The organism is Streptomyces sp. NPDC058985 (assembly GCF_042740985.1).
In the GTDB taxonomy this organism is placed as follows: Bacteria; Actinomycetota; Actinomycetes; order Streptomycetales; family Streptomycetaceae; genus Streptomyces.
In genome coordinates this window covers 43412-60213 of the sequence record NZ_JBHYJX010000025.1, presented here as the reverse complement: position 1 = coordinate 60213, position 16802 = coordinate 43412, and the positions used below count along the sequence as shown (strand labels likewise).

At 73.4% G+C, this 16802-nt stretch carries 16 protein-coding genes; 9 read left to right on the top strand and 7 right to left on the bottom strand.

All coding sequences use genetic code 11. The annotated features are described in order from the left end of the window. Window position 1: 1 nt before the first annotated feature. The 3 genes from ACFW01_RS22220 to ACFW01_RS22210 all read right to left on the bottom strand — a co-directional run bounded on the left by ACFW01_RS22220 (window position 2) and on the right by ACFW01_RS22210 (window position 3375). A complete protein-coding gene (locus ACFW01_RS22220; protein WP_384505845.1) occupies window positions 2-2224 on the bottom strand; it encodes an NHLP family bacteriocin export ABC transporter peptidase/permease/ATPase subunit in 2223 nt (740 codons plus the stop codon). Continuing rightward, window positions 2221-3027, bottom strand: a complete 807-nt coding sequence (locus ACFW01_RS22215; protein ID WP_234955889.1) for an HlyD family efflux transporter periplasmic adaptor subunit — start codon at window positions 3025-3027, stop codon at window positions 2221-2223. Before ACFW01_RS22215 ends, ACFW01_RS22220 begins: the two co-directional genes overlap by 4 nt. A gap of 132 nt (window positions 3028-3159) precedes the next feature. Beyond that, complete coding sequence (locus tag ACFW01_RS22210) at window positions 3160-3375, bottom strand: hypothetical protein (protein WP_003978108.1); 216 nt, start codon at window positions 3373-3375, stop codon at window positions 3160-3162. Window positions 3376-3956: 581 nt separating this feature from the next. Here ACFW01_RS22210 and ACFW01_RS22205 point away from each other — a divergent pair. Then, window positions 3957-5306, top strand: coding sequence for a S1 family peptidase (locus ACFW01_RS22205; RefSeq protein ID WP_384505841.1), 1350 nt, complete (start codon window positions 3957-3959; stop codon window positions 5304-5306). Between the two features lie 103 nt (window positions 5307-5409). Beyond that, complete coding sequence (locus tag ACFW01_RS22200) at window positions 5410-7893, top strand: SpoIIE family protein phosphatase (RefSeq protein ID WP_384505838.1); 2484 nt, start codon at window positions 5410-5412, stop codon at window positions 7891-7893. 15 nt (window positions 7894-7908) lie between these two features. Here the strand turns inward: ACFW01_RS22200 and ACFW01_RS22195 are convergent, their stop codons facing one another. Beyond that, on the bottom strand, window positions 7909-8604 hold the full coding sequence (locus ACFW01_RS22195) for a type 1 glutamine amidotransferase domain-containing protein (protein WP_384505835.1): 696 nt from the start codon (window positions 8602-8604) through the stop codon (window positions 7909-7911). 154 nt (window positions 8605-8758) lie between these two features. On the opposite strand from ACFW01_RS22195, the gene ACFW01_RS22190 reads away from it, so the two are divergent. From ACFW01_RS22190 to rfbB, 3 genes are all read left to right on the top strand, one after another. Next, on the top strand, window positions 8759-9709 hold the full coding sequence (locus ACFW01_RS22190) for a LysR family transcriptional regulator (RefSeq protein WP_384505832.1): 951 nt from the start codon (window positions 8759-8761) through the stop codon (window positions 9707-9709). 115 nt (window positions 9710-9824) lie between these two features. Beyond that, window positions 9825-10004 (top strand): hypothetical protein, encoded by a 180-nt coding sequence (locus ACFW01_RS22185; RefSeq protein WP_234955898.1) that lies wholly within the window; start codon window positions 9825-9827, stop codon window positions 10002-10004. Window positions 10005-10041: 37 nt separating this feature from the next. Further along, complete coding sequence (gene rfbB, locus ACFW01_RS22180) at window positions 10042-11016, top strand: dTDP-glucose 4,6-dehydratase (RefSeq protein WP_384505829.1); 975 nt, start codon at window positions 10042-10044, stop codon at window positions 11014-11016. Window positions 11017-11037: 21 nt separating this feature from the next. Here rfbB and ACFW01_RS22175 read toward each other — a convergent pair whose 3' ends face one another. Further along, window positions 11038-11616, bottom strand: coding sequence for a hydrolase (locus tag ACFW01_RS22175; RefSeq protein WP_384505826.1), 579 nt, complete (start codon window positions 11614-11616; stop codon window positions 11038-11040). A gap of 138 nt (window positions 11617-11754) precedes the next feature. Here ACFW01_RS22175 and ACFW01_RS22170 point away from each other — a divergent pair, with 138 nt between their 5' ends. Then, on the top strand, window positions 11755-12255 hold the full coding sequence (locus ACFW01_RS22170; RefSeq protein WP_234955904.1) for a metallophosphoesterase: 501 nt from the start codon (window positions 11755-11757) through the stop codon (window positions 12253-12255). 16 nt (window positions 12256-12271) lie between these two features. Here the strand turns inward: ACFW01_RS22170 and ACFW01_RS22165 are convergent, their stop codons facing one another. Next, window positions 12272-12637: a nuclear transport factor 2 family protein gene (locus ACFW01_RS22165; RefSeq protein ID WP_234955905.1), complete on the bottom strand. Its 366-nt coding sequence runs from the start codon at window positions 12635-12637 to the stop codon at window positions 12272-12274. 173 nt (window positions 12638-12810) lie between these two features. Here ACFW01_RS22165 and ACFW01_RS22160 point away from each other — a divergent pair, with 173 nt between their 5' ends. Continuing rightward, a complete protein-coding gene (locus ACFW01_RS22160; protein ID WP_234955907.1) occupies window positions 12811-13095 on the top strand; it encodes a hypothetical protein in 285 nt (94 codons plus the stop codon). Between the two features lie 19 nt (window positions 13096-13114). Here ACFW01_RS22160 and ACFW01_RS22155 read toward each other — a convergent pair whose 3' ends face one another. Beyond that, window positions 13115-14869 carry an ABC transporter ATP-binding protein gene (locus ACFW01_RS22155; protein ID WP_384505821.1) on the bottom strand — a complete coding sequence of 585 codons (1755 nt, stop codon included), beginning with the start codon at window positions 14867-14869 and terminating at the stop codon, window positions 13115-13117. 129 nt (window positions 14870-14998) lie between these two features. On the opposite strand from ACFW01_RS22155, the gene ACFW01_RS22150 reads away from it, so the two are divergent. Further along, window positions 14999-16087, top strand: coding sequence for an S-(hydroxymethyl)mycothiol dehydrogenase (locus tag ACFW01_RS22150; RefSeq protein WP_234955911.1), 1089 nt, complete (start codon window positions 14999-15001; stop codon window positions 16085-16087). Beyond that, the gene (locus tag ACFW01_RS22145; protein ID WP_384505817.1) at window positions 16087-16716 is read left to right on the top strand and encodes an MBL fold metallo-hydrolase; all 630 of its coding nucleotides are present in this window, start codon (window positions 16087-16089) and stop codon (window positions 16714-16716) included. The genes ACFW01_RS22150 and ACFW01_RS22145 overlap by 1 nt, the downstream gene beginning before the upstream one ends. The last annotated feature ends 86 nt before the right edge of the window (window positions 16717-16802 follow it).

The following is a 16802-nucleotide window of genomic DNA, read 5'->3' as shown; positions in this document are numbered from 1 at the left end:
CTCAGCGCTCCCTGACCAGGGCCGCGTAGGCGCCGCCGTGCGCCACCAGCTCCTCGTGCCGGCCGCGCTCCACGACCGTGCCGTGCGCCAGCACGACGATCTCGTCGCTGTCCCGCACGGTGCTGAGCCGGTGCGCGATCACCACGCAGGCGCAGCCGCGCCGCCGCAGGTTGTCCATGACGACCTGCTCGGTCTCCGCGTCCAGCGCGCTGGTCACCTCGTCCAGGACGAGGATGCTCGGCCGGCGCACCAGCGCCCGCGCGATCTCCAGCCGCTGGCGCTGCCCGCCGGAGAAGTTGCGGCCGTCCTGCTCGACCGGGCTGTGGATGCCGCCCGGCCGGCGCATGACGACGTCGTACAGCGCGGCGTCCTTGAGCGCGTCCACCACCGCGCTGTCGGGGACCGACGGGTCCCACAGGGCGATGTTGTCGCGCACGGAGCCCTCGAAGAGGAACACGTCCTGGTCGACGAAGGAGACGGAGGACGCCAGCGCCCCGCGCGGGATGTCGTCCAGCCGCTGCCCGTCGATGCGGATCACACCGTCCCAGGGGGCGTAGAGGCCCGAGATCAGCCGGGACACCGTGGACTTGCCGCTGCCCGAGCCGCCCACCAGGGCCACCTGCTGCCCCGGCCCGACGGTCAGGTCGAAGCCGGTGAGCAGGGGCTTGTCGAGCGGGTTGTAGCCGAAGGAGACGTTCTGCAGCTCGACCTGCCCGCGCAGCCGCCGGGTGGAGTCGGCGCCGCCGGGACGGTCGTAGAGCGGGTCGGCCCGGAAGTTCTCCACGTCCTTCAGCCGGGCCACGTCCGCCGCGAAGTCCTGGATCCGGCCCGCGACGCCGTTCAGCCGGGTCAGCGGGGCCGTGAAGCGGACCACCAGCGCCTGGAACGCGACCAGCAGACCGACCGAGATGTGCCCCTCGACCGCCCGCATGCCGCCGATCCACAGGATCAGCCCGCTGTTGACCGTCGCCAGCGTCGGCGCGACCACACCCAGCCAGGCGCTCGGCACCCCGAGCCGCTGCTGCTCCTCCAGGGTGGTGGCGTGCTGCCCCGCCCACTTGCGGAAGTAGCCGTCCTCGCCGCCGGTCGCCTTCATCGTCTCGATCAGCTGGAGGCCGGTGTACGCGGTGTTGGTCAGCCGGGCCGTGTCCGCCCGCAGCTTCGCCGTACGGGTCGCGCGCAGCCGGATGACGATCCGCATCGCGAGGATGTTGAGCAGCGCCACCCCGATGCCGACGAAGGTGAGCTGGGGGTCGTAGGTGTACAGCAGCACGGCGTACAGGACGACGACGATCGCGTCCACGCCCGCGGCGGCGAGGTCGCGGGCCAGCGTCTCGGCGACGGCGTCGTTGGACTGGAGCCGCTGCACCAGGTCGGCCGGACTGCGCTGGGAGAAGAACGTCACCGGCAGCCGCAGCAGATGGCGCAGGAAGCGGGCGCTGGAGAGGGTGGAGGAGATGATGCGGCCGTGCAGCAGGTTGGCCTGCTGGAGCCAGGTCAGCACCACCGTCAGCAGCACGCAGGCCCCCATCGAGGCGAACAGCACGCCGAGCAGCGAGGTCTGTTTCCCGATCAGGAACATGTCGATGTAGGTACGGCTGAGCGCGGGCACCGCCGCCCCGACCCCCACCAGCAGCAGGCTCGCCAGCACGGCGGCGGGCAGCGTGCCCGCGGTGCCGCGCAGACGGGCGGGCATCGCGCCGAGCACACCGGGCTTGCGGCCGCCCCGGGTGAAGTCCTCGCCGGGCTCCATGGTCAGCACGACCCCGGTGAAGGACCCGTCGAAGTCCTCAAGGGTCACGAAGCGGCGGCCCTTGCCCGGGTCGTTGATGAACACCCCGCGCCGGCCGAAGCGGCGCCCGATGCCGTCGTAGACGACGTAGTGGTTGAACTCCCAGAACAGGATGGCCGGCGTCGTCACCTCGGCGAGGGCGGCCAGGTCCATCTGCATGCCCTTGGCCGTCAGCCCGTAACCGCGCGCCGCCTTCAGCAGGTTGCTGGCGCGCGAGCCGTCGCGGGAGACACCGCAGGCGATACGCAGCTCTTCCAGCGGGACGTGGCGGCCGTAGTGGCCGAGCACCATCGCGAGGGAGGCGGCGCCGCACTCGACGGCCTCCATCTGGAGCACGGTGGGCGTGCGGACGGTCTTCGCGCTGCTCCTGGGCGCGCCACGCCCCGGTGGAGCGGCCCGGCGCCGTCCCCGGGTCTCCTGTGCGGTGCTCACGGCAGCAGCCAATCGACGGGACGCTGGTCGGCGAGCCGGATGGAACCGGTCGCCATGGTCATGGAGGTCAGCTCGAACGGCGGCCCGTCGGCGGACGACCACGCGTAGCCGCTCTTCGTGGACTTGGAGGTGTCGAGACGGACCGTCACGGCGACCGGCCTGCCGTCCTCGGTGAACTGCTCGCCGAGCTGGCTGTCCCCGAGGAACGCGGAGATGGTCTGCGCCGACTGCGCGGAGCGGTCCACCGACTTCACCTCTCCGTGCAGGACGCCGTACTGCTGGGTCGGCACCGACTGGACGGTCAGGTCGACGGAGGCGTGCGCGGGGATCGCGGCGGCCTTCTCGGCCGGTACGTAGACGGTGGCGTAGAGCGGATCGCCGGGGTCGGCGACCTTCTCGACGGAGGCGACGTTGGCGCCGGTCCGGATGATCTGTCCGACGGTCGCCGCGAGGGCGCTGACCCGTCCGGCGTCGACGGTGCGGACCACGCTCTCGCCGTCGGCGGTACGCACCTTCAGCACGGGGGAGTCGGCGGCCAGCCGCTGGCCCGGGCGCGCGAGGACCGCCGTGACCTGCCCCGAGACGGGGCTCTGCAGGAGGTAACTGCCCTGCCCGTGGGTGAGGATGGCGGGTGCGCCGACGGTGGAGGTCACCGAACCGCCCACCGCCCACACGGACGCGGCGGCCATCGCGACCACGGTCACGGACAGCACCAGCCAGCCCTGCGGGCGGGCGAAACGCACCGGGAGGTCTAGTTCCTCCGGTGACTGGAGCTTGGAGAGGGCCTGCTGGCGGAACTGCACGGCGGACGTATCCCAGTGATTCCCGGAGAAAGCCTGCGAGGGGACGCCCCGGAGGCTGGAGATGCTTGTGCGGAACGGCCGAAAAGCCCCGGAGCCTGGGTGGCTCCGGGACTCAGCGGCACAGGGGCCCGATCAGAGACCGGCGACCAGGCCGGTGACCGGGGCGGTGTTCAGGCCGGTGACACCCTCGACGGTGCCGACGGCCGTGTTGAGCAGACCGGAAACCGGGGCAATGCCGTCCACCAGGCCGGTGACGGTGCCGACGGCGTTCACGTTCAGGCCGCCGGAGACGTTGTCGAGGTCCGCGTCCGAGATCTCGACGGTCTCAACCTGGGGGGTGGAGTTCATGATGGAACTTCCCTTCGTATAGCCATTTCACAAGGGGGGAGCGGCCCCCTCTGGGGACAGATGACGGCCGCGACCGCAGGTAGCCGGACGCCCGTTTCCGGAGCCTCCGCGGCTCCCGCGGTGCGATGGATCAAAGCATGCGGCCGGTCCGGGCTTCCAATCACTCACCCCCTCCCACCAGGGCTCTTGCGACCAAGGGGCACCCAAAGGTGCAGGCGCGCGCACGGCTTCGCGGCCACTTCTTCACACCGCGGGCGACATCGGCCCGCGCCACCCCTTGCCCGCACCGGGCCGATTGGGACACTCCCGCACCAAAGGCGTGGGTGGCGCCGCGCGGTTGTGCAGATCCCCCAGCCGGGGTGACCGGGTTGGGCATTCGATGTGCAGATTCGCTGAAGCAGGGATTCCGCTCCGTGATCGGCACCGTGCGTGTCGACTCGGGCGCGGAGGGTGCCGGCCGGGCGGGATCGGAGGGCCCGGCTGAACGCCCCGCCGGGTCCGTGCGTACCAACTGCCGTCCGGGCGCCCCCCCAACAGCTGCCGGACCGCGGCACCGTCCCGGTCCCAGGAGGTCGAGTAGGTTGAGTCACAAGCGAATTCCGAAGCGCAGGGCCGCGATGGCGGCGGGCGGTGTGGTGGCGCTCGGCGCGGCCGCCATCCTGCTCCCGAACGCCAACGCCTCGCAGGACGGCGGGCCTTCGGACGCCGCGGCGGCGCCGAGGACCCTCAAGGCGGCGGACGCGTCGGATCTCGCCTCGCAACTCGCCGGGATGCTGGGCGACGCCTTCGCCGGCTCGTACTACGACAGCGGCGAGCAGCAGCTCGTGGTGAACGTCGTACCGGGCGACAACAACCAGGTCATCGTGGAGGCGAAGAAGGCGGGCGCGGACGTCCGCGAGGTCGACAACAGCATGGGCGAGCTGCGCGGCGGCGCGTCGACGCTGAAGTCCGAGGCGACCATCCCCGGCACCTCCTGGGCGATCGACCCCCGCACCAACAAGATCCTGGTGACCGCCGACTCCACCGTCACCGGCGAGAAGTGGGACAGGCTGGAGTCCACCGTCCAGGGCCTCGGCTCCGGCATGGCCACCCTGGAGAAGTCCGCCGGCACCTTCCGGACCTTCGTGTCGGGCGGCGACGCCATCTTCGGCGGCGGCGCGCGCTGCTCGCTCGGCTTCAACGTCACCGCCGGCGACGGCTCCCCGGCCTTCCTGACGGCCGGTCACTGCGGGGTCGCCACCGAGCAGTGGTCCGACGCCCAGGACGGGGCGCCGATCGGCACCGTCGACCAGGCGGTCTTCCCGGGCGAGGGCGACTTCGCCCTCGTCACGTACGACGACCCGGCGACCGAGGCGCCGAGCGAGGTCAATCTCGGCGACCAGACCCTCGCGATCGGCCAGGCCGCCGAGGCGACGGTCGGTCAGCAGGTCTTCCGCATGGGCAGCACGACCGGACTGGCGGACGGTCAGGTCCTCGGCCTGGACGCCACCGTCAACTACCCCGAGGGCACGGTCACGGGCCTCATACAGACCGACGTCTGCGCCGAGCCCGGCGACAGCGGCGGCTCCCTGTTCACCCAGGACGGACAGGCGATCGGCCTGACCTCCGGCGGCAGCGGTGACTGCACGGTCGGCGGCGAGACGTTCTTCCAGCCGGTCACCACTGCCCTGGAGGCGGTCGGCGCCACCCTCGGCGGCGACGCGGCGGGAGGCGCGGGCGACCAGGCCGGCGGTGAAGAGGCCGGCGGCGAGGAGGCCGGGGGCGGCGACGCCGTCGGCGGTGAGGAGGCAGGCGGCGAGCAGGCCGGTGGTGAGGCGGGTGCCGGGGACGCGGGCGACGGTGACGCGGGCGACGGTACCGGCACCGGTGTCGGCGGCTCCGACGACGGGGCGGGCGTCGGGGCCGACGACGGCTCCGGCCTGACCGGCTGACCGCACACCGACGGGCGGTCCGGACCTCCGGCGGGAGGACCGGACCGCACTTCGCGTCCTCGGCCCCTTGCTCGCCGCTCCCCGGGCCGTAGGGGCTGCGCGAATGTCCTGTAAGCGCTGTAATGGCGAGGTGGTCGGACAGGGCGCTGCGGAACGCGGATCGAGGACGCTGCGTGCCGAGGGTGCCCTGAAGGCGATCGCGTCCGGCCCGGAGCAGGAGGAGCGGCCCCGCCGGATCCTCGAACAGGCGCTGGTCTTCGCCGGCGCCTCCCTCGCCGCCCTCTACACCCCCGGTGACGACCCCGAGCTGCTCTGTCTGTCCGCCTCGGCCGGTGTGTCGCGGACCCTGTACGGAGTACGCGACAGCTACCCGGCGTCCGGCGGCTCCCCGGTCGCCGACGCCCACCGCGGCGGCGAGGCGGTGTGGATCGGCCCCGAGGAGTTCGCCGGATCGGCCGAGTCGCGGCACGTGCCCTCCAGCGGCTTCTCCCTCGCCACCCTGCCGGTGCGCGGGGACGGCGGCGGCTGCCTGCTCGCCCTGACCGAGCGCCCCGATGGGTTCGACGCGGAGGACCGGGCCTGCCTCGAACTGGTCGCCGAGGCACTGACCTGCCCCGCCCCGGCCGAGGCAGAGGAGGCCGAGGAGGACGAGGAGCTGCTGCCGGAGTCCTTCAGCCTGGCGATGGACACCGGCCGCGTCGAGGTCGGCGACGGCATCCTGCGTCTGTTCGGCCTCGCCCCCGGCGAGTTCGACGGCAAGGTGGAGACGCTGCTCGGCCTCACCGTGCCGGAGGACCTGCCGTCCCTGATGTCGGTGACCGAGTCCGACCACATGACCATCGGCGAACGCGAGCTGGAGTTCCGGGTGCTGCAACCGGCCGGCCCGCCGAAGTGGCTCCGGCTGAGCGGACGCCTGCTGCCCGGCGGCGAAGGGCGTCCGACCCGCCTGGTCGGCACCGTGGCCGACGCCTCCACCCTGCGCCCGGACGTGACCGACGTGGCCCGCGTGCAGCGGCTCGCCGCCGCGCTGGCCACCGCCGGCACCGTCCGCGACGTCGGCCAGGCCGTGGTCGCCGCCCTGCGCAGACCGCTGCGCGCCGACCGGATCGCCCTGGCCGAGCTGGAGAACGACCGGCTCGTCGTCACCGTCCTGGACCCGCCCGAACCGGAGTCCTGGCCCGAGCTGTGGCGGCTGGAGTGGCGCACCGAGTGGCCGGACGCGCCGGTCCGGGCCATGCCCACCCTCGCCGCCGCGCTGCGCGAGGGACGCGCCCGGATCTGGCCCGCCGGCACCGGCGACCTGGAACCCGCCCTCGCCGACGTCGGCCCCGGCGGCCTCGCCGTACTGCCGCTGCCCGCCGCCGGCCGCATGGCCGGCGCCTGTCTGATCGGCTGGGACACCCCGCACGACTTCGGACCCGACGAAGGCGCCCTGCTCACCGCCTCCGCCGGCCTCGCCGGACAGGCCCTGACCCGTGCCCGCGCCTTCGACGCCGAGCACGAACTCGTCGGCATGCTCCAGCGCCAGCTGCTGCCGCGCCGGCTGCCCAAGCTGCCCGGCGCGGTCGCCGTCGCCCGGTACCTGCCCAGCACGGCCGGGCTCGAACTGGGCGGCGACTGGTACGACGTCATCCCGCTGCCCGACCACCACGTCGCCCTCGTGATCGGCGACGTCCAGGGCCACAGCGCCGGCGCGGCCACCCTGATGGGCCAGATGCGCACCGCCCTGCGCGCCTACGCCGTCGAGGGCCACCCGCCGGACGTGGTGGTTTCCCGCGCCAACCGGCTGCTGACGGGCATGGAGACCGACCTCTTCGCCACCTGCGTCTACGTCGACCTCGACATGGAGGAGGGCTCGGCCTGGTGCGTCCGGGCCGGTCATCTGCCGCCGGTGCTGCGCCACCCCGACGGCAGCACGGACATCGCCGAGGTGCCCGGCGGCCCACCACTCGGCGTGGTGACGCAGGCCGCCTTCCCGATGAGCCCGCTGCGGCTGCGGCCCGGCACGCTGATCGCCCTCACCACCGACGGTCTCGTGGAGTCCCCCGACGCCGACATCGACGAGGGCATGGACCGGTTCGCGCACGCGCTGGCCGCGTCGGACCCCGCCCACCTCGGGCTCGTCGCCGACGCGCTGCTCGGCAACGCCCGGCGCAGCGACGACGTCGCCCTGCTCCTGGTGCGCTACGACGGCATGGCCCTGCGCCCGCTGCGGGAGAGCTGGTCCGTGTGGCGGCTGCCGGAGGCCGTGCGGCACGCCCGCCGCTTCACCCGGCGCACCCTGCGCTCCTGGGGCGTGTCCGACGACGGCATCGACGCGGTGCTCCTGATCGTCTCCGAGCTGGTCACCAACGCCCTGGTGCACACCGACGGCCGGGTCCGGCTCGACCTCGCCCTGATCGGCGGCCGGATGCGGGTGGCGGTCGCCGACGCCTCACCGCGTACGCCGGTCAAGCCGACCAGCATCGGCTGGGAGGCCACGGGCGGGCGCGGCATCCTCCTGGTCGAGGCGATGTCGGCGGCGTGGGGGACGCTGCCGGTCGGCGGGGGCAAGCTGGTCTGGAGCGAGATCCCGCTGAACCCGTGAGCGTCCCCGGCCGGTTCAGCCGAGCCGCTTCAGCAGCTCCTCGGCGAGCGGGGCGGCGGACGCCGGGTTCTGGCCGGTGACCAGGTTCCGGTCGGCGACCAGGTGCGGGGCCCACGGCTCGGCCGCGCGGACGACGATCCCGGCCCGGCCGAGCCGGTCCTCCAGCAGCCACGAGGCCCGCTCCGCGAGACCGCCCTGCGTCTCCTCCTCGTTGGTGAACGCGGTCACCTCCAGACCCGCGAAGGCGTTGGCCCCCTGGGCGTCCACGGCGGCCAGCAGCGCGGCCGGGCCGTGGCAGACCACCCCGAGCGGGGTCCCGGCACGCAGCGCCTCGGTCAGCAGCCGGCCGGAGTCGGCGTCGACGGCCAGGTCCTCCATGGGGCCGTGGCCGCCGGGGTAGAAGACCGCCGCGTAGTCCCGCAGCCGGACGTCGGAGAGGCTCAGCGGGTGCCGCAGCTCCGTGAAGCCCTCCAGCGCGCGGGCGATCCGGTCGGCGTTCTCCTGGCCGCCGTTGACCTCGGGTGCCAGCGACGCCCGGTCGACGGGCGGCACGACCCCGCCCGGCGTGGCCACGACGACCTCGTGACCGGCGGCCGTGAACGCCTCGTACGGGGCGACGGCCTCCTCCGCCCAGAAGCCCGTCGGGTGCCGGGTGCCGTCGGCCAGCGTCCAGTGGTCGGCGCCGGTGAGGACAAAGAGGATCTTCGACATGTGGGGTCTCCCGGAAGGACGGGCCGCGATCCGTCGTACGCGGCGCTGCGTCCGAAACTAGGACCCGAGCCCTGCGCATCGCCAATGCCACGGCCGATGACAGCCATAGGAATCCGTATGGCAGCATCCCGCCGTGCCGCCGTAGGGTTCAGGCGTGCGACACAGCGACCACGCGACGGACCCCGCCGGCGCCACGACCCCGGCCGCCGCGCCGCCCGACCTCAACCTGCTGCGGACCTTCCTCGCGGTCCACCGCTCCGGGTCCTTCACGGCCGCGGCCCAGCTCCTCGGCCTGTCCCAGCCGACCGTCACCACGCAGATGCGCGCCCTGGAGCGGCAGACCGGCCGCGAACTGTTCGAGCGGCTGCCGCGCGGAGTCGCCCCGACCGCGGTGGCCGACGAACTCGCCGCGCGGGTCGCCGCGCCCCTCGACGCGCTCGCGGCGGCCGCCGGGCACGACCCGACCGGCCGCACCCGGCCCGGGCCGGTCCACCTCGCCGGACCCGCCGAACTGCTCTCCACCCGCGCCCTGCCCGCGCTCTCCGGCCTGGTCGCCGACGGTGTGCGGCTGCGGGTGGGTCCCGGTCTGACCGACCCGCTCCTCGACGAGCTGCGGGCCGGGCGGCACGACCTGGTGATCGCCACGAGCCGTCCGCGCGGCCGCGGACTGTCCGCGGTGCCCCTGGCGGACGAGGAGTTCGTCCTGGTCGCCGCCCCGGCCCTGGCCGGCCGGCTGCGGCCCGCCCTCGCCGCCGAGGGGCCCGGCGCCCTGCACGAGGTCCCCCTGATCAGCTATGCCGAGGACCTCCCGATCGTCCGCCGCTATTGGCGGCACGTCTTCGGCCGGCGTCTGACCTGCCGGGCCGCCGTCTCCGTCCCCGACCTGCGGGCGGTCGTCGCCATGGTCGCCGCAGGGTCCGGGTTCAGCGTCCTGCCGCGGTACCTGTGCGCCGCCGAACTGGACTCCGGCGCGCTCGCCCTGCTCGACGAACCCGAGGACGCGCCGATCAACACCGCCTACCTGGTGCACCGCCCCGGCGCCTTCGGCAACCCGCACGTGCCCCTCGTCCGGGACCACCTGCTGCACGCGGCACGCGAGTGGTGACCCGCGCCACACGGGACCCGTAGCGGCCGTGTGGCCCGTGCGCCCGGTGTTTCGCGGCGTCGTGCCCGGGGACCCGAGGGAGGTGGGCAACGGACAACAAGGAGGATGAAACACCGTGAGAACGGACACCAGCGAGCACATCGTCGTCCGGAGGCCGGAGACGGGCTGGTCGAAGGCCCGTCGGCTGCGCGCCAGGGATGCCATGCGCACCTGCATACCCGCCGTCGAGGACCGCGGAGTTCCCCGCGCGCCGCGAACGGGCCAGGAGTCGAACATCGTGCGCGGCGAGGACTGAGACCGCCCGGCCGCGGACCACACGGGACACACCGTTCATGCACCTCCTGGTCACCGGCGCCGCCGGCTTCATCGGCTCCCGGTACGTCCGGACGCTCCTCGCCTCCGACGCCCCCGGAGCGCCGCACATCACGGTGCTGGACGCCCTCACGTACGCGGGCACCGTCACCAACCTCGAAATGGGTCACCCCCGGCTGCACTTCGTGCACGGGGACATCCGTGACGCCGGACTCGTCGACAAGCTGATGGCCGAGACCGACCAAGTGGTGCACTTCGCCGCCGAGTCGCACGTGGACCGCTCGATCGACGCCGCCGCGGACTTCGTCCTCACCAACGTCGTCGGCACCCAGACCCTCCTGGACGCGGCCCTGAGGCACGGCGTGGGCCCCTTCGTGCACGTGTCCACCGACGAGGTCTACGGATCCGTGGACACCGGTTCCGCGACCGAGGAGCACCCGCTGCGGCCCAGTTCCCCCTACGCCGCCTCGAAGGCCTCGGCCGACCTGCTGGCCCTCTCGTACCACCGCACCCACGGCCTGGACGTACGGGTGACCCGGTGCTCGAACAACTACGGCCCGCACCAGTTCCCCGAGAAGATCGTGCCGCTGTTCGTCACCCGCCTCCTGGACGGGCTGAGCGTGCCGCTCTACGGCGACGGGCGCAACGTACGCGACTGGCTGCACGTGGACGACCACTGCCGGGGTGTCGACCTGGTGCGGACCCGGGGCCGGGCCGGCGAGGTCTACAACATCGGCGGCGGCACCGAGCTGAGCAACCGCGACCTCACCGGCCTGCTCCTCGACGCCTGCGGCGCCGGGTGGGACCGGGTCGTGCCCGTCGCGGACCGCAAGGGGCACGACCTGCGCTACTCGGTCGACTGGGGCAAGGCCCGCGACGAGCTGGGCTACCGTCCCCGCCGGGACCTCGCGGCCGGGCTGGCCGGGACCGTCGCCTGGTACCGGGACAACCGGGCCTGGTGGGAGCCGCTCAAGGGGCGCGTAGGCGCGGAGTGAGGGGCTGGGCGGCCGAGGGGCTCAGCGGCCCTTGGCCAGCAGCTCCAGGATCTCCGCCGTCGTGCCCGTCTCCCCGAGCCGCGGGAAGATCCGCTCGACGCTGTTGCGGTGCGCCTCCGCGTCCATGTCGCTCATCGCGTCGGTGGCGAGCGTGACGTGGTAGCCGTGCTCGTGGGCGGCGCGGGCCGTGGACTCCACGCCGATGCTGGTGGCGATGCCGGTCAGCACGATCTGGGTGATCCCGCGGCGGCGCAGCTGGACGTCGAGGCCGGTGCCGTGGAAGGCGCCCCAGTTGCGCTTGGTGACGGTGAGGTCGCCGGGGTGGCCGGCCAGCTCGTCGACGACGACGTCCCAGCCCTCGGGCCGGGCCCCGCCGGGCCCGGTCTCCGTGCGGCCGGGCACGGCGTCCGCCCCGTCGGCGGCGAAGGAGACCCGGACCAGGACCACGGGCAGGTCACGGGCGCGGAACGCGTCCGCCAGCTCGACGCTCCGGGCGACGACGTCGGCGCCGCCGAAGGGCTCGGTGGGTGCGGCGACGATGCCCGCCTGGAGGTCGATCACGACGAGGGCGGTGCGGGGGTCGAGGGTGGTGACGGCCATCAGGGGGTGCCTTTCGGATGCTTCGCGGAACGCCGGAGACCTTTCGCCTCCATATCCATACCGGCACGCTAATTTCTACAGCCAAGGCTGTCCAGTTAAGACTGCGCAGTTTTACCTGTTGATTGCTACGCTGGACCCGTGCGTCTGCTCCTCATGTCCGACACCCACCTGCCCAAGCGGGCGAGGGAACTGCCGGCGCCCCTGCTGGCCGAGATCCCGCGCGCCGACGTCGTGCTGCACGCGGGGGACTGGGTCGACACGGCCACCCTCGACCTGCTGGAGAGCCGCAGCCGACGGCTCGTCGCGGTGTACGGCAACAACGACGGACCGGGCCTGCGCGCCCGCCTCCCCGAGGTGGCGTACGCCGACCTCGGCGGCCTGCGCTTCGGAGTCGTCCACGAGACGGGCGCGGCCCAGGGCCGCGAGGCCCGCTGTGCCGCCCGCTTCCCCGGCCTCGACGTCCTCGTCTTCGGGCACAGCCACATCCCGTGGGACACCACCGCGCCCGGCGGCCCGCGCCTGCTGAACCCGGGCTCGCCCACGGACCGGCGCCGCCAGCCGTACTGCACCTACATGACGGCCACGGTCGCCGGCGGCCGACTCACGGACGTGGCACTGCACAGGCTGCCCCGGCGCTGAGCCGCGGCGCCCCGCGCTACTCGTCCCAGGCCTGGACGGTGGTCTGCTCCACGATCTCGCCGTCCCGCAACGACAGCATCGACTCGGCGAGGACCCGCACACCGTCCGGATACGTGCACTCCTCGGTGAACGCGACGTTGTCACCCTGGACGACACAGCGTTCCATCCGGTGGGTCATGTCCCGGCTGTAGACGTCGTCGAGCATCTCGGCGATCTCCTGCCGGCCGTGCAGCACCTTGGGGCGGCTCGGCTGGTCGTACCGGTCGACGATGCGGACCCGGGCGTCCCGCGCGTACAGCGACAGGAGAGGTTCCGCCGTGTCTCCTTCGATGCCCCGGCGCAGGGCTTCGGCGTCGAAGCCCCGGCCTGCGGTGGTACCCATGACGACCTCCTCCGAGGGGCCGGGCCCGAAGGGGGAACGGGCCGTCGTGGCCCTCTCCTCCGAGCTTCCTCCGTCCGGGCCCCCGGGGCAATCGCGGCCGGACCGCTGCTCCTCACGGGTGAGCGGTGTGGGCCGCCCGTGTCCGCCCGCGGCCCGTCGGCGTTGCTCACGGCATGATCTCCACACGACGTATCGTCGCCGTTGTCGGGCTCGCCGCCGGTGTCACCGCTCTCGCCGCCCCGATGGCGAGCGCGGCAGGCGGGGGCCCGCTGGGCACCGAGAAGCTCAGCGTGACCAACACCCTCGACTCGCTCGCGGTGGGCGACATGCCCGCCGAGGACCGCGCCCGGATGCCGCTCCCCTCCGAGCAGCTGAACCGGCTCAACGACCTCGACCAGCTCCAGCAGGTCACCGACCTGGTGTCGCCGCTGCTCGGTGCCGTTCCCGCCCTGGGCTGACCCCCCGAGGCCGGCGCGCTCAGCCGCCGGCCGCCAGGAACTGGGTCGCCGCCAGCTCCGCGTACAGCGGATCCGCGGTGACCAGTTCCCGGTGCGTGCCGACCGCGCGGACCCGCCCCGCGTCCATCACCACGATCCGGTCGGCCGTCGTCACCGTGGACAGCCGATGGGCGACGACCAGCACCGTCGTCGTACGGGCCACCTCTGCCACCGTGTCGCGCAGCGCCGCCTCGTTCACCGCGTCGAGCTGCGAGGTGGCCTCGTCGAGCAGCAGCAGCCGAGGGCGGCGCAGCAGCGCGCGGGCGATCGCCACCCTCTGTCGCTCCCCTCCGGACAGCTTGGTGCCGCGGTGCCCCACCAGCGTCTCCAGACCGCTCGGCAGCCGGGCGACCAGAGTGTCGAGGCGGGTGGTCCTGAGGACCGTACGGACGGCGTCCTCGTCCGCCTCTGGACCGCCCAGCAGCAGATTCTCCCGCAGCGAACCGGACAGCACCGGGGCGTCCTGCTCCACGTAGCCGATCGAGGCGCGCAGTGCGGCCAGTTCCCACTCCGCCAGGCTCCGGCCGTCCAGCGTGATCTCCCCGGACCCCGGGTCGTAGAACCGCTCGATGAGCGAGAACACGGTGGTCTTCCCCGCCCCCGACGGGCCGACGAACGCCGTCAGCCCCCGGCCCGGCACGTCGAACGTCACCCCGTGGTGGACGTACGGCAGATCGTCGGCGTACCGGAAGCGGACGTCGCGGAAGGAGACCGACGCCGGTTCCGCGCCCGGCGAGGGCAGCGGAGCGGGGTGGAGCGCCGGCTCGGCGGGCAGCCGCATCGCCTCGTGGATCCGGGCGAGCGCCGCCCGGCCCGTCTGGTACTGCGTGATGGCGCCGACGACCTCCTGTATCGGTGACATCAGATAGAAGACGAACAGCAGGAACGCCACCAGCGTGCCGACGTCGATCGCGCCCGTCGCCACCCGCGCCCCGCCCACCGCGAGCACCGTGATGAACGCGATCTGCATCGCCAGCCCCGCCGTGTTGCCCGCGGCGGCCGACCACTTGGCCGCCCGCACGCTCTGCCGCCACGACTCCTCGGCCGCCTCGTGCAGCGCCCGCTCCTCCCGGGGCTCGGCGCCGGACGCCTTCACCGTGCGCAGCGCGCCCAGGATCCGCTCCAGCGCGGCGCCCATCACCCCGACCGCGTCCTGCGCCTGGCGGCTCGCCCGGTTGATGCGCGGCACGATCAGGCCCAGCACCAGCCCGGCCCCGACGACCACCGCCAGCGTGACCCCGAGGAGCACCGGGTCGACGACGCCCATCATCACCAGCGTCGCCACCAGCGTGAGCCCGCCGGTGCCGGCGCCGATCAGGGAGTCGGTGGTGACCTCGCGCAGCAGGGTGGTGTCGGAGGTGATCCGGGCCATCAGGTCGCCGGGCTCGGTGCGGTCGACCGCCGAGACGCGCAGCCGCAGCAGATACGACGACAGCGTGCGCCGCGCCCCGAGCACCACGGACTCGGCGGTGCGCCGCAGCACGTACGAACCGAGCGCCCCGAGCGCCGCGTTGGCGACCACGAGCCCCGACATGGCCAGCAGCGCACCGGTGATGGCCCGGTCGTGGGCCAGGTCGTCGATCAGCTCCCGCGCCACCAGTGGCAGCAGCAGCCCCGTGCCGCCCGTGACCAGCGAGAGCAGCGCGCCCGCGAACAGGGCGCGCCGGTGCGGCCGTACGTACGACAGGAGAAGCCGCCAGGCGGGCGGGCCGGCTTCCGGATCGGCGGCGCTCACGGGACTCCTTCGGCAGGCGGGCGACGCCTCAGGCTACGTGGGCCCCGCAGGGCGCCGAAGCGCCCCTCACCGATCTGTTGCGCGTAGGGTCGGGAGGGACGCTGAACGGCCGAGGAAAGGGTCACAAGCATGGCGCAGGAAGTACGCGGCGTGATCGCACCGGGCAAGGACGAGCCGGTCCGGATCGAGACGATCGTCGTGCCCGATCCCGGCCCCGGCGAGGCCGTGGTCAAGGTCCAGGCCTGCGGGGTGTGCCACACCGACCTGCACTACAAGCAGGGCGGCATCAGCGACGACTACCCCTTCCTGCTCGGCCACGAGGCCGCCGGTGTCGTGGAGTCGGTCGGCGCGGACGTCACCGACGTGGCCCCCGGCGACTTCGTGATCCTCAACTGGCGTGCCGTGTGCGGTACCTGCCGTGCCTGTCTGCGCGGTCGCCCCTGGTACTGCTTCGACACCCACAACGCCGAGCAGAAGATGACCCTCGCCTCGACCGGGCAGGAGCTGTCCCCGGCCCTCGGCATCGGCGCCTTCGCGGAGAAGACCCTGGTCGCCGCCGGGCAGTGCACCAAGGTCGACCCGGCCGTCTCCGCACAGGTGGCCGGCCTGCTGGGCTGCGGGGTGATGGCCGGCATCGGCGCCGCCATCAACACCGGCAACGTCGGGCGCGGTGACACCGTCGCCGTCATCGGCTGCGGCGGCGTCGGCGACGCGGCCATCGCCGGCTCCCACCTGGCGGGGGCCGCGAAGGTGATCGCCGTGGACATCGACGACCGCAAGCTGGAGACCGCCCGCTCCATGGGCGCCACCCACACCGTCAACTCCCGCGAGACCGACCCCGTCGAGGCCGTCCGCGAACTGACCGGCGGCTTCGGCGCCGACGTCGTCATCGAGGCGGTCGGCCGTCCCGAGACCTACCGGCAGGCCTTCTACGCCCGCGACCTGGCCGGCACCGTCGTCCTGGTCGGCGTGCCGACGCCCGAGATGAAGCTGGAACTGCCGCTGCTGGACGTCTTCGGGCGCGGCGGTTCGCTGAAGTCCTCCTGGTACGGCGACTGCCTGCCCTCCCGGGACTTCCCGATGCTCATCGACCTGCACCTCCAGGGCCGCCTCGCGCTGGACAAGTTCGTCACCGAGACCATCCGGCTGGACGAGGTCGAGCAGGCCTTCGACCGGATGCACGCCGGCGACGTGCTCCGCTCGGTGGTGGTGCTCTGATGTCCGCGCGCATCGAACGCCTCGTCACCTCCGGCCAGTTCAAGCTCGACGGCGGCACCTGGGACGTCGACAACAACGTCTGGCTGGTCGGCGACGACCACGAGGTGGTCGTCATCGACGCCGCCCACGACGCCGACGCGATCGCCGAGGCGGTCGGCGACCGGCGCCTGACCGCCATCGTCTGCACGCACGGCCACAACGACCACGTGGGCGCGGCGCCCGCCCTGGCCGACCGCACCGGTGCCACCATCTGGCTGCACCGCGACGACCTGCCGCTGTGGCGGCAGACCCACCCCGACCGGGACCCCGACGCCTGGCTGACCGACGGCCAGGTCATCGAGGCCGCCGGCGCCGACCTGACCGTCCTGCACACCCCCGGACACGCCCCCGGCGCGGTCTGCCTGTACGACCCCGGTCTCGGCACCGTCTTCACCGGCGACACCCTCTTCCAGGGCGGACCCGGCGCCACCGGCCGGTCCTACTCCCACTTCCCGACCATCATCGACTCGATCCGCGACCGGCTGCTGGTGCTCCCGCCGGAGACCGAGGTCCGCACCGGCCACGGCGACGCGACCACCATCGGCGCCGAGGCCCCGCACCTGAAGGAGTGGATCGACCGGGGGCACTGACCCCTGCGGGACACGCGGAAAAGGTGACAGAAGATGTCCGGCTTCCCGGGCACCCTCGGACCCGACAGCATTCGTGCGGGAGAGGA